The following is a 12,081-nucleotide window of genomic DNA, read 5'->3' as shown; positions in this document are numbered from 1 at the left end:
TAGGCTTGCGGGGGTGCGGGAGGACGCGCGGGTGGCCGCGGCCCGCAACAACGCCGAGTGGTGCGACATCGTCTGCGGCAGCCACGGGCTGGCCGGCCGTACCGACGCCGACGCCTGGTCGGTCCCCCACCGCTCGCCACCGTGGTACCCGGACGCGGTCACCCTGCGGCCGGGTGTCGACGCCGGGGCCCTGCTGGCCCGGATCGACGTCGGGCCCGGCGCGTCGGTGAAGGACAGCTTCGCCGACGTCGACCTGTCCGGGTACGGGTTCCGGGTGCTCTTCGACGCGCAGTGGATTTACCGGCCACCGGTTGCGCCGGGGGCAGGCGAACCGCTCACCCCGGTCACCACCGCCGACGAGCTGACGGCCTGGGCGGCGGCCCACGGCGGCGGGGAGGTGTTCCGGCCCACGCTGCTGGCCGACCCCCGGGTCCGGGTGCTCGCCCACCACGACGATCGGGGCGTGCTCACCGGCGGAGCGGTGCTCAGCGGCGACGGCCCGTGCGGCGTCTCCAACCTGTTCGCCCGCACCGACCGCGCCCACGACATCTGGCGCGCGGTGTGCGCCACCGTGCCCGGCGCGGCGTTGGTCGGCTACGAAACCGCGGCGGACCTGGCCCCCGCCCTGGAAACCGGCTTCACCCCCACCGGCCCGCTGCGCGTCTGGCTGCACCCCTAGGGCTTCGGGCGCACCGGGCGCGCTGCCGCCCGCGCCCTCGACGCCCTGGGTCCGCGCCCTCGACGCCCTGGGTCCGCGCCCTCGACGCCCTGGGTCCGCGCCCTCGACGCCCTGGGTCCGCGCCCTCGACGCCCTGGGTCCGCCTTCCGACGGCTATGCTGGGCGGCATCGGCACCGATCCGGCCATCACCGGGGAGCCTCCGGAAGAACGGGCAGCTCAACCGCCCCAGTAGACCCGGACGTAGCGGCACGTCACGTCGTGGGAATTGAGCGGCGCCCGCACCATCGGGGCGCAAGCGGGGTGGTACCGCGGAGTCCTGGCCATACGCCCGACACTTCGTCCCCGCGTGGGCGGTGCGTTGATGCCCACGCCAGCGGATGTGGAGTGTAGGGAGAGCGTCGATGACGGACGATCCGTCGAAGTCACCATTCGTGCCACTGCCCACCAAGATCGATCTTGGGGCGCTGGACCGCGCGGTCATCCAGTGGTGGCAGGCCAACGACGTGTTCAACAGGAGTCTGGCGCAGACCGCCGACGGCCCGCCGTGGGTGTTCTACGAGGGCCCGCCGACTGCCAACGGCACGCCCGGCACCCACCACATCGAGGCGCGGGTCTTCAAGGACCTCTTTCCCCGGTACCGGACCATGCGCGGCTTCTCGGTGCCCCGCCGCGCCGGGTGGGACTGCCACGGCCTGCCGGTCGAGCTCGCGGTGGAGAAGGAGCTGGGGCTCGGCGGCAAGCCCGACATCGAGAAGTTGGGCGTCGCCGAGTTCAACGCCCGGTGCCGCGCCTCGGTGCTCCGGCACGTGGACGAGTTCGTCGAGCTCAGCGAGCGGATGGGTTACTGGATCGACCTGGAGCATCCGTACCAGACGATGTCACCGGAGTACGTGGACAGCGTCTGGTGGTCCCTGAAGCAGATCCACGACAGCGGGCGCCTGGTGGAGGATTTCCGGGTCGCGCCGTACTGCACCCGCGACGGCACGACCCTGTCCGACCACGAGGTGGCCCAGGGGTACGAGACGGTCACCGACCCGTCGGTGTACGTGCGTTTCCCGGTGCAAGGGGCGGTCGCCGGCCACAGCGGTGTCGAGCTGCTGATCTGGACCACCACCCCGTGGACTCTGGTGTCCAACACCGCCGTCGCCGTCCATCCCACGGTGACGTACGCCCTCGCGCGCACCGAGCGGGGCACGTTCGTCGTCGCCGAACCGCTGACCCGGCGGGTCCTCGGTGACGAAGCGGAGATCCTGGCGACGGTGCCGGGGTCGGTCCTGGAGGGGTTGCGCTACGAGCGGCCGTTCGACCTGGTGGACATCCCGGACGCGCACCGGGTGGTCCTCGCGGACTACGTCACGACCGAGGACGGCACCGGCCTGGTGCACCAGGCACCGGCCTTCGGCGCGGACGACCTCGCCGTCTGCCGCGCCTACGGGTTGCCGCTGGTCAACCCGGTCGCCCCCAACGGGCGGTTCAACGACGGCATCGACCTGGTCGGAGGGGTGTTCTTCAAGGACGCCGACGCGTTGCTCATCGACCGACTCCGGGCCTCTGGTCGGTTGTTCCGGCACGAGCCGTTCGAGCACCCCTACCCGCACTGCTGGCGGTGCCACACCCCGCTGATCTACTACGCCCAGCCGTCCTGGTACATCCGAACCACCGCCGTACGCGACGAGCTGACCCGGGAGAACGAGAACACGACCTGGTTCCCGGAGCACATCAAACACGGCCGCTACGGCGACTGGCTGAAGAACAACATCGACTGGGCGGTGTCCCGCTCCCGATACTGGGGCACCCCGCTGCCGCTGTGGCGCTGCCCGGACGACCACGTGACAGCCGTCGGCTCCCGCCGGAGGCTCGGCGAGCTGGCCGGCGCCGACCTGTCCGAGCTGGATCCACACCGCCCGTACGTGGACGAGATCACCTTCGCCTGCCCGGACTGCGGCCAGGTCGCGACCCGGGCACCCGAGGTGATCGACGCCTGGTACGACTCCGGGGCGATGCCGTTCGCGTCGTTGGGATACCCCCACGTGCCGGGCAGCACGGAGGCCTTCGAACGCACCTACCCGGCCCAGTACATCTGCGAGGCGATCGACCAGACCCGGGGGTGGTTCTACACGCTGATGGCGGTGGGCACCCTGGTCTTCGACAGGTCCCCGTACGAGAACGTCGTCTGCCTCGGGCACATCCTGGCCGAGGACGGCCGCAAGATGAGCAAGCACCTGGGCAACATCCTGCTGCCCATCCCGTTGATGGACACCCACGGCGCCGACGCGGTGCGCTGGTTCATGGCCTGCTCCGGCTCGCCGTGGTCGCCGCGCCGGATCGGGCCCGGCCCACTCGACGAGATCGTCCGCAAGGTGTTGATGACCTACTGGAACACCGCGGCGTTCTTCTCCCTCTACGCGGCGAACTGCACGTGGGCGCCGCACCTGGCGCAGCCGGTCGCCCAACGCCCGGTGCTGGACCGGTGGATCGTCGGCGAGGTCCACGCCCTCGCCGCCACCGTGGACGACCGGATGCGCCACTACGACACGGCGCGCGCCGGCCGGCTGCTCGCCGACGTCATCGACGACCTGTCGAACTGGTACGTCCGGCGGTCGCGGCAGCGTTTCTGGGAGGGCGACCCCGACGCGCTCGCCACCCTGTACGAGTGCCTCGACATCCTCACCCGGCTACTCGCGCCGTTCGTTCCCTTCGTCACCGAGCAGGTGTGGCAGCAGGTCGTCCGGCGCGGCAACGCCTCGGCACCGGAGTCGGTGCACCTGGCGACCTGGCCCACACCCGACAGCAGCCTGATCGACACGGAGTTGTCGGCCCAGGTGGCCACGGCGCGGGCGTTGGCCGAGGCGGGCCGGTCGGCGCGTAAGACGAGCAGTCTGCGGATCCGTCAGCCGTTGCGCCGGGCGCTGGTGGGACTGCCGGCCGGCACCGTGCTGCCGCAGGTGTTGCTCGACGACATCGGCGACGAGTTGAACGTCAAGGTCCTCGATCTGCTCGACCCGCAGAGCGGGGTCATCGACGTGCGGGTCAAGCCGAACTTCCGGACCCTGGGCCGCCGGTACGGCAACCGCACCCAGCACGTCGCGAAGGCCATCGCCGCCGTGGCTCCCCGGGAGTTGGTCGACACTGTCCGGGCGAACGGGACGTTCCCGCTGTCGGTCGACGGCGCCCCGGTCGAGGTGGGCCTGGACGACATCCTGGTCACGGAGGTGCCGCGCACCGGTTGGGTCGTGGAGTCCCAGCGCGGGGTGACGATCGCGCTGGACACCGAGATCACCCCCGAGCTGGCAGCCGAGGGCGTCGCCCGCGACGTCGTCCGCCTCGTCCAGCAGGCCCGCCGCGACGCCGACTTCGAGGTCGCCGACCGGATCACGGTGGCGATCGCCGCACCCGCCGACGTCGCGGCGGCGATCGCCACGCACCAGTCGCTCATCGCGCACGAGACCCTCGCGCGCACGCTGACGGTGGTCAACGCGTTGTCGGAGGGCTTCGCCGGCACCGTGGGCGACGGCCAGGAGATCGTCGTGCACGTCGTGCGGGCCTGACCGGGCGGGAGGTCGGGCGCCCACCGTGCGCCTCGCCACGGTGGGCGCTCAACCGAGCTGGACCAGGTCCTCCGGGGTCAGGCGGAGGGCTCCGGCCGCCACGTTCTGCGCCAGGTGGTCCGGGTTCGCGGTACCGGGGATGGCGAGCACGTGCGGGCCCTGGTGCAGCGTCCAGGCCAGGCGTACCTGCTGCGGTGTGACGCCGTGGGCGCGGGCGACGGCCTCGACGGCCTCGCTCTGCGCGGCGCTCGCGCCCCTCTCCCGACCGGTGCCGGCCACCGCGAAGAACGGCACGAAGGCGATCCCCCGCGCACCGCAGAGCCGGACGAGCCCGTCCTGCGCCCGATAGGCGTCCACCCCGTAGTTGTTCTGCACGCAGACCACCGGCGCGATGCCGGCCACCTCGTCCAGTTGCTCGGGCCGGACACCGGAGAGCCCGAGGTGCCGGATCAGCCCGGCGGCCCGCAACTCGGCCAGGGCACCGAACCGGTCGACGAGCGGTACCGCGCCGGGGCCCCGGCCGAGGCGAAGGTTCACCACGTCGAGCTGGTCGCGGCCCAGCCGCCGCAGGTTCTCCTCGACCTGGGCGCGCAACTGCGCCGGGGTGAACGCCTCGGTGAAGCCGGCCTCCGGGTCGTACCCGAAGCCGACCTTGGTGGCGATCACCAGGTCGTCCGGGTACGGGGCGAGCGCCGCGCGGATCAGCTCGGTGGCGTAGCGGGCCGGGCCGGTGCCGACCCGCAGGGTGCCGCCGGGCGAGACGTAGAACGCGGCCGTGTCGATGTGGTTGACGCCCAACTCCAGGGCGCGGCGCAGCAGGGCCACGGCCTGGTCCGGGTCGGGGTTGGCGGTGATCCGCATGGAGCCGAAGCCCATCCGGCGCACGGTGCGGTCGCCAAGGGTCCAGGTGCCCGCCGCGGCGGCGGTGATCTCGTCGATTGGCATTCGGCGACCCTAACCAGCGCGGGTACGCGGCGCAGTCGGCCGCGCACCCGATACCGCCCGGCGGCGTTGTGGGCTAGTTTTTGTGTACTGGCGGAGCCGGCTCGGCGGTGTGCGGGGCACGCAGCACCGGCACCAACAGCAGGGTCGGCAGCAGCAGCAGCGGCACCACCAGCAGCGCGCGCAGCGTGCCGACCTGGTCGCCGAGCAGCCCCAGCAGCGGCGGCCCACCCAGGAACGCGGTGTAGCCGATCACCGCGACCACACTCACCCGCACCGCCGCGTGGGCCTCCTCGTCGGCGGCCGCGCTCATCCCGACCGGGAAGCCCAGCGACGCACCGAGGCCCCACAGCGCGACGCCGACGATGGCCAGCGGCCCCGGACCGGCCAGCACGGCCAGGCCGGCACCGACCACGGCGAGCCCGATGGTGGCGCTGAGCACCGGCACCCGACCCCACCTGTCCAACGCGACGGTGCCCGCCGTGCGCCCGGCGGTCATGCCCACGACGAAGACACCGAAGACCGCGGCACCAGCCGCCTCGCTCAGGTCCCGTCCATCCACGAACGCGACGGCGAGCCAGTCGTTGGCCGCGCCCTCGGTGAACGCCGCCACCAGCACGAACAGACCGATCAGCAGGGTGCGCGGCTCCCGCCAGGCGGCGAGCTGCGCCCGGCGGCGGCCGGCCGGGGTGGCGTCCGCCGGGTCGCCGGCGTGATCGCCGGCGGCGGGGAGGAACGTCCGGGCGGCGAGCGCGGTGCCGGTCAACACGACCACCGCGACGGCGGCGAGGTGGACGCCGACCGACACGTCGAAGCGGGCCGCCGCGGCGCCGAGCCCCGCTCCGGCCACCGAACCGAGGCTCCACCCGGCGTGGAAACGGGGCATGATCGTGCGCCCGAGTCGTCGTTCCACCGCCGCGCCCTCGATGTTCATCGCCACGTCGCAGGCGCCGGAGCCGTAGCCGAGGGCGACCAGCCCCACGGCGACGACGACGAACGACCCGGCCAGCGTGGCACCCAGCCCGGCCACGGTCAGGCCGACCGCGACCAGCACGGTGGCCAGGGTCACGGTGCGGGCCGCGCCGAGTCGCTGGGCGAGCAGGCCGGAGGTGGGCATGGCGAGCAGCGCGCCGACGCTCATCGCCAGCAGCAGCAGCCCGAGCCGGCCGGCGGAGAGGTCCAACGCCTCGCGGACCGCCGGCACCCGGGAGAACCAGCTGCCGACGGCCAGCCCGTTGAGCGTGAAGGTGACGGCGACACCGTTGCGGGCGATCAGCACCGCCCGCGCGGGCGGTGCGGTGTCCGGGGATACGGGTCTGCTGGTGGGGGCGCTCACGGGGTCGGTCCTCTTCCTCGGGGTGATCTTCTGGCACGATCGCACACCTGAGAGCGCTACCACCACAACCGGGCACCGCCCCTTACCGGCGGTGGACCGGCCGGGGCATGATGTGAACAGGCGTTTGTCCGACCGGACGGGCCGGCGCGGGGAGGCGACGATGACGACAGCGGCACAGCGACCGGCCACGCTGGAGGACGTCGCCCGGATCGCCGGGGTCTCGCGGTCCACCGCGTCGCGGGTGATCGCCGGCAGCGGGTTCGCGTCGCCGGCCGCCCGGGAACAGGTCGCGGCCGCCGTCGACCAGCTCGGCTACGTGCCGAACCCGGCCGCCCGGGCGCTGGTCCGCGGCGGCGGCCTCCGACTGGTCGTGACCGTCATGGGCACCAGCGCGGCGGTGCTGGAGGACCCGTACATGCATCAGGTGGTCGGGTCGGCCGCCCGGGTGTGCACGCCCGCCGGTGTCGGGGTGGCGTTGCACTGGCTGCCGCTCGGCGACACCCGTGGCCTGCACCAACTCGGCGAGGATCGCACCGTCTGCGGGGTGCTCCTGGTCAACACCACCGAGGACCTGCTGGCGGCGGTGCCGGCGTCGCTGCGCGGTCGGGTGGTCTCGATCGGCTACGGCTCGGCGACCGTGCCGTCGTTCGACGTCGACAACGCCGCCGGCGCCGAGGCGGTGCTGCGCCACCTGTACGCCACGGGTCGCCGCCGGATCGCCATGGTGACCGGCCCCCGGTGGCTGCCCTGCGCGCAGCGCCCCGTCCAGACGTACCGCCGACTCATGCACCAGGCGGGCCTGCCGGAGCGGGTGCTGCCCGGGGACTTCACGGCGGCACGCGGTCGGGCGGCGGCTGGCGTGGCGCTGCGGCGCTGGCCGGACGTCGACGCGATCTACGCGATCAACGATGACAGCGCCCTCGGGGTGATCGCCGGGCTGCGTGACGTCGGCGTGCAGGTGCCCGGCGACGTCGCGGTGGCCGGCTTCGACGACATTCCGCTGGCCGGGATGACCGCACCGGCGCTGACCACCGCGAGCCATCCGGTGGGGCGGATCGCCGCCGCCGCGGCCACCGCCCTGCTGGACGGGCGTCCGGCCACCCGGGTGCCCCTCTTCCCGTCCACCCTGGTGGCCCGGTCCAGCACCTGAGCCTCGACGGTTAACCCCTGGCGGGCCGGGTAACCGCGTCGGACCTTCCGCCGACCGCGAGGAGCGCAGGCCGTGTCCGACTCCGCGCAGCCGCGCCGGGATCCCCGGCTCGGGCGGTTGACCGCGCGTCCCCACCCACCGGTGGCACCGGGGCCCACCGGGCTGGTGCCGATGACCGGCCCCGACGGTGAACGGCTGGCGATGGCGTACGCCCCACGGCCGGCGACCGACGGGTCCGCGTACCGGCTGGTGCTGCTGCTGCACGGTGCGGGCGGCTCGGCGCGGCAGGGCCTGGACCTGCTGCTGCCCGTCGCGGACGCGCACCACCTGCTGCTGGTGGCGCCACAGTCGTCGGCGGCCAGCTGGGACCTGGTCGCCGGTGGCTTCGGCGCGGACGTGACGCGTGTCGACGGGCTGTTGACGACCGTTTTCGACAGCTACCCGGTACGCGAGGTGGCCTTCGGTGGCTTCTCCGACGGCGCCTCGTACGCGCTGTCGCTGGGCCTGGCCAACGGCGACCTGGTCGAGGCGGTGGTGGCCTTCTCCCCCGGTTTCGCCGCGCCCCCGACCACCCACGGCCGACCCCGGCTGTTCGTCGCGCACGGTGTCGACGATCGGGTGCTGCCCGTCGACGTGTGCAGCCGCCGTCTCGTTCCCCACCTGCGCGGCCTCGGCTACGACGTCACCTACGAGGAGTTCCCGGGCGGCCACGAGATCCCCGCACCGGTTCGCGACCGTGCCACCGGATGGCTCACCGCCGCACCCCACCCTCCGGGCGTCCCCGTGCCGCCCTCAGACGGCGGGCAGGCCGAGGGCTTCGTCGACGCGGGCGAGGACGGCGGCGTCGTCCTCCGGGTTGACGCCCCGCAGCAGGTCGATGGCCGTGGCCCGGACCTGACCGATGATCATGGCTAGGGGCAGGGTCTGCGTGGGGCCGAAGAGCAGCCCGGCGGTGTGCACGGCGGCCAACGCCGCCTCGTCGGCGCGAGTGCCGTGCCGGTCGGCGGTCTCGTCCTGGCCGTCGAGGTCGGCGGCGAGGGCGGCACCGGCCTGGCGGACGGCCTCGGCCAGCGAGCGCAGCGCGGCGCCCAGCTCGGGCGGCGCCGGGGTGTGCAGCCGGCTGAGCGTCACGCCGGCACGGGCCAGCACCCGGACGTTGCGGACCGCGTAGTCGATCTGCCGGATCGACTCGTCCACCGACCTCAGCCGGCCGATGTGCCGACGTCGGCGTACGTTGAGCCGCAGGGCCTCACCGGCGGCCAGCACCCCGTCGCGCAGCCCGTCCACCCGGGCGTCCATCCCGCGGGCCTGCGTCAGCGCGGCGACCGCGGCGGCCTCGTCGCGCTGGTCCAGCGCGTCGGCGATCTCGACGAGCAGCCCGGCGAGGTCGTCGAAGGTCCGCCGCACCTCGGCGACCAGCGGCGCGAGGGGGTGCCGGGCGTCGACAAGCAGGCTGACCGCGAGCGCGACCGCACCGCCGACCAGCGCGTCGACGAAGCGGAACGGCACCAACGACCCGTCCGGCGGGGCGACCACCACCAGGTAGAGCGCGGAGACCGCGGCCTGCACCAGCGTCACACCGGTGGCGCCGAAGGCCACCGCGAGCAGGACGGTGAGCAGGATGACCGTGCCGACGGTCCAGGTGCTGCCCGGGCCGAGTGCCTGCACCACCAGGTCCGCGACGAGCACCCCGGCGGCGACGCCGAGCACGACCTCGACGGCCCGGCGGATCCGTTGACCACGAGCCTGACCGAGAACGATCAGCGCGGCGGCGGGTGCGAAGAAGGGCTGCGGGTGCCCGAGCAGCCGGGTGGCCAGCAGCCACGCCACGGTCGCCGCGACTGTCGCCTCCAGCACCGGCCGCCAACCGTGCCGCAGCCGCCCACCGGCCGTCCGCAGGCCACTGAACCGCATCACCGCCACCCTCCTCCCCACCCGCCGCCAACGGTGATCAGGTGATGAAAAGTAGGTCCCAGGAGTTCTTTCGACCTACTTTTCATCACCTGATCACTACACCACGAAGCCGGGGGCGCGATCGCCGACCGGGACGGCGGGTCAGCTGCCGGTGAGGGCGCGCAGCAGCGTACGGACGGCGGCGCTCAGGTCGGCACGGCTGGCCGCGCCTCCGGGCTGTGGGGCACTGAGCGCGCCCGCGCCGACCAACCGGTCGAAGAGCAGGCCGTCCACGAACGCGACGAACTGGTCGCCCTGCCGATCGGGGTCGGCGGCCCCGGCCCGGGTGAGCAGGTCCCGGGCCTGCACCCGCAGACCGGTGCCGTGTTGCAGGATGCCGCGCAGCTCGGGCCGGTGCACCGCCTCCAGCAGGCAGGCGTAGCGGGCCAGGGCCCGGCTGCGCCCGGTGGTCAACCAGCGGTCGAGCACCTCGGCGACGCCGGCGGCGAGGTCGTCGAGATCGTTTCCGTCGAGTCGGGGTGCGGCTGTCGGGGGCGGGCCGGTCGGTAGGTCGTGCCGCGCCAGGTCGGCCCGGTCCCGTTCGGCGAGCCGACCCACCACCGCCTCGATCAGCGCCTGTCGGGTGCGCAGGTACGCGGAGGTGGTGCCGGGTGGCATCGCGGCGCGGCCGTCGACCGCACGGTGGGTCAGCGCTCGCATGCCACCCTCGGCGATCAACTCGATGGCCGCGTCGGTGAGCGTCGCGATCCGGTTCGCCCGCGCCGTCATGGCACTCCTTCTTCTCGGGGTCCGCAGGTAGTATCGCTCTTCTACAGATGTAGAAGGGTGGTCGACATGAACGACTCACACGCGGTCGTGGTGGGCGGCGGAATCGGCGGGTTGAGCGCGGCGCTCGCCCTGCACCGGCGCGGGTGGCGGGTCACCGTCCTGGAACGCGCCGCCGAGCTGCGCGAGGTCGGTGCCGGCCTGAGCCTGATGGCCAACGCGGTGCGCGGACTGGACGCCCTCGGCCTCGGCCCGGCCCTGCGCCGGGGTGGCCACGGCGAGGCGCCCGGCGGCATCCGCGACCGGCACGGGCGGTGGCTGTCCCGGGTGGACGCCGCGGAGATGATCCGGCAGCTCGGCACCACGGCGCTCGGCGTGCACCGGGCCACGCTGCACCGCACCCTGCGCGAGGCCCTGCCGGCCTCCTGGCTGCACACCGACGCCAAGGTGGAACACGTCGAGTCCGGCCCGGACCACGCCGAGGTGCGCTACCAGGGACCCGACGGCCCGCACACCCTCGAAGCCGACCTGGTGGTCGGTGCCGACGGCCTGCGCAGCCGGGTCCGCGCCCAGCTCTGGCCGCGACACCCCGGCCCGGTGTACGCCGGCTCGACGACGTGGCGGGCGGCCATCGCGTTCCCGCACCCGATCCCGGCCGCCATCACCTGGGGACCGGGAGCCGAGTTCGGCATGGTGCCGATCGGCGACGGCCAACTCTACTGGTACGGCGCACTGAACGCCCCGCCCGGCGGCCGCGCCCCCGACGAGTTGGCGGTCCTGCGGGAGCACTTCGGTGACTGGCACGCCCCCATCCCGGCGCTTCTCGCGGCGACCCCACCCGACGTCGTCCTGCGCAACGACATCCACCACCTGCCCGTCCCGCTGCCCTCGTACGTGTGCGGACGGGTGGCGCTGCTCGGCGACGCCGCCCACCCGATGACGCCCAACCTCGGGCAGGGCGCCGGGCAGGCGATCGAGGACGCGGTGGTGCTCGGCGCGGTCTGCGCCGACGGCGCCGGCGGGGTGCCCGCCGCCCTGGCCGCGTACGACAGGCAGCGTCGAGGGCGCAGTCAGTCCGTCGCCCGGGCCTCCCACGTCGCCGGGCGGCTCGGACAGCAGCTGCACAACCCGATCGCCTTCGCGGCGCGCAACACCGCGTTGCGGATCACCCCGGCCCGGGTCATGCTGCGGAGCATGGCCCGGTACGCGGACTGGCGCCCCCCGGCCGACTCGGCCAGCTCGGCCAGCTAGGCCGGCCCGGCCAGCTCGGTGGGCTAGGCCGGCTCCGCCAGCTCGGCCGGCCCGGTGGGCTCGGTGGGCGGGCGGCCGGTGAACGCCGCGGTGTGGTCGGGCGCGGCGAGGAAGCGGGTCAGCACCTCCTGGGTGCCCGGCGTCCAGGGGCGACCGTTGAGCACCTCGTCGCCGGGCACGAAGACCATCGCCGCGCCCTCACCGAGCACCACGTCCTCCTGTCGGGCCCGGGTGCGGCCGAGGAAGTAGTGCATCTCCCGGTCCAGCTCGGGTCGCGGCTGCACGGTGATCAGGCGCAGCGGCCCGTCGGCGCGCAGGCCGGTCTCCTCCCACAGCTCCCGTTCGGCGGTCTGCTCCGGCGTCTCCCCCGCCTCCGCGTGGCCGCCGGGCAGCCCCCACACGTCGGGGTGGTACATCGCGTCGGCGTCGCGGAGTTGCAGCAGCAGCCGCCCCTCGGGATCCACCAGCAGCACACACGCGACGACGATCACCGGC

The 12,081-nt window shown here is 73.9% G+C and carries 9 protein-coding genes and 1 pseudogene; 5 read left to right on the top strand and 5 right to left on the bottom strand.

Translation table 11 applies throughout. The annotated features are described in order from the left end of the window. Positions 1–13 precede the first annotated feature (13 nt). Both AB0B14_RS12600 and ileS read left to right on the top strand, forming a co-directional pair. Positions 14–679 carry a hypothetical protein gene (locus AB0B14_RS12600; RefSeq protein WP_357522480.1) on the top strand — a complete coding sequence of 222 codons (666 nt, stop codon included), beginning with the start codon at positions 14–16 and terminating at the stop codon, positions 677–679. A gap of 402 nt (positions 680–1,081) precedes the next feature. Beyond that, positions 1,082–4,228 carry an isoleucine--tRNA ligase gene (ileS, locus tag AB0B14_RS12595; protein WP_357522479.1) on the top strand — a complete coding sequence of 1,049 codons (3,147 nt, stop codon included), beginning with the start codon at positions 1,082–1,084 and terminating at the stop codon, positions 4,226–4,228. Between the two features lie 48 nt (positions 4,229–4,276). Here ileS and AB0B14_RS12590 read toward each other — a convergent pair whose 3' ends face one another. Together AB0B14_RS12590 and AB0B14_RS12585 are read right to left on the bottom strand one after the other, a co-directional pair. Beyond that, the gene (locus tag AB0B14_RS12590) at positions 4,277–5,173 is read right to left on the bottom strand and encodes an aldo/keto reductase (RefSeq protein ID WP_357522478.1); all 897 of its coding nucleotides are present in this window, start codon (positions 5,171–5,173) and stop codon (positions 4,277–4,279) included. 73 nt (positions 5,174–5,246) lie between these two features. Then, positions 5,247–6,506 carry an MFS transporter gene (locus AB0B14_RS12585; RefSeq protein ID WP_357522477.1) on the bottom strand — a complete coding sequence of 420 codons (1,260 nt, stop codon included), beginning with the start codon at positions 6,504–6,506 and terminating at the stop codon, positions 5,247–5,249. A gap of 160 nt (positions 6,507–6,666) precedes the next feature. Between AB0B14_RS12585 and AB0B14_RS12580 the strand changes: the two genes are divergently transcribed. Further along, the gene (locus AB0B14_RS12580) at positions 6,667–7,656 is read left to right on the top strand and encodes a LacI family DNA-binding transcriptional regulator (RefSeq protein ID WP_357522476.1); all 990 of its coding nucleotides are present in this window, start codon (positions 6,667–6,669) and stop codon (positions 7,654–7,656) included. 171 nt (positions 7,657–7,827) lie between these two features. Next, a pseudogene (locus tag AB0B14_RS12575) lies at positions 7,828–8,364 on the top strand (phospholipase); the annotation flags it as partial. 84 nt (positions 8,365–8,448) lie between these two features. Here AB0B14_RS12575 and AB0B14_RS12570 read toward each other — a convergent pair. Continuing rightward, positions 8,449–9,570 (bottom strand): FUSC family protein, encoded by a 1,122-nt coding sequence (locus AB0B14_RS12570; protein ID WP_357522475.1) that lies wholly within the window; start codon positions 9,568–9,570, stop codon positions 8,449–8,451. 141 nt (positions 9,571–9,711) lie between these two features. Further along, positions 9,712–10,338 (bottom strand): TetR/AcrR family transcriptional regulator, encoded by a 627-nt coding sequence (locus AB0B14_RS12565; protein ID WP_357522474.1) that lies wholly within the window; start codon positions 10,336–10,338, stop codon positions 9,712–9,714. A gap of 66 nt (positions 10,339–10,404) precedes the next feature. Between AB0B14_RS12565 and AB0B14_RS12560 the strand changes: the two genes are divergently transcribed. After that, positions 10,405–11,586, top strand: a complete 1,182-nt coding sequence (locus tag AB0B14_RS12560; protein ID WP_357522473.1) for an FAD-dependent oxidoreductase — start codon at positions 10,405–10,407, stop codon at positions 11,584–11,586. Positions 11,587–11,609: 23 nt separating this feature from the next. Here the strand turns inward: AB0B14_RS12560 and AB0B14_RS12555 are convergent, their stop codons facing one another. Continuing rightward, a complete protein-coding gene (locus tag AB0B14_RS12555; RefSeq protein ID WP_357063185.1) occupies positions 11,610–12,077 on the bottom strand; it encodes an NUDIX domain-containing protein in 468 nt (155 codons plus the stop codon). Between the last annotated feature and the right edge of the window lie 4 nt (positions 12,078–12,081).

The sequence above is a fragment of the Micromonospora sp. NPDC049171 genome, from assembly GCF_040648275.1.
Classification (GTDB): Bacteria; Actinomycetota; Actinomycetes; order Mycobacteriales; family Micromonosporaceae; genus Micromonospora.
This window is presented reverse-complemented; position numbering and strand designations above follow the sequence as displayed.

Excerpts from the sequence above, each read along its gene's own strand:
- AB0B14_RS12570 (WP_357522475.1), bottom strand. The coding sequence starts at position 9,570 with ATGCGGTTCAGTGGCCTGCGGACGGCCGGTGGGCGGCTGCGGCACGGT.
- AB0B14_RS12590 (WP_357522478.1), bottom strand. The coding sequence starts at position 5,173 with ATGCCAATCGACGAGATCACCGCCGCCGCGGCGGGCACCTGGACCCTT.
- ileS (WP_357522479.1), top strand. The coding sequence starts at position 1,082 with ATGACGGACGATCCGTCGAAGTCACCATTCGTGCCACTGCCCACCAAG.
- AB0B14_RS12565 (WP_357522474.1), bottom strand. The coding sequence starts at position 10,338 with ATGACGGCGCGGGCGAACCGGATCGCGACGCTCACCGACGCGGCCATC.
- AB0B14_RS12580 (WP_357522476.1), top strand. The coding sequence starts at position 6,667 with ATGACGACAGCGGCACAGCGACCGGCCACGCTGGAGGACGTCGCCCGG.
- AB0B14_RS12560 (WP_357522473.1), top strand. The coding sequence starts at position 10,405 with ATGAACGACTCACACGCGGTCGTGGTGGGCGGCGGAATCGGCGGGTTG.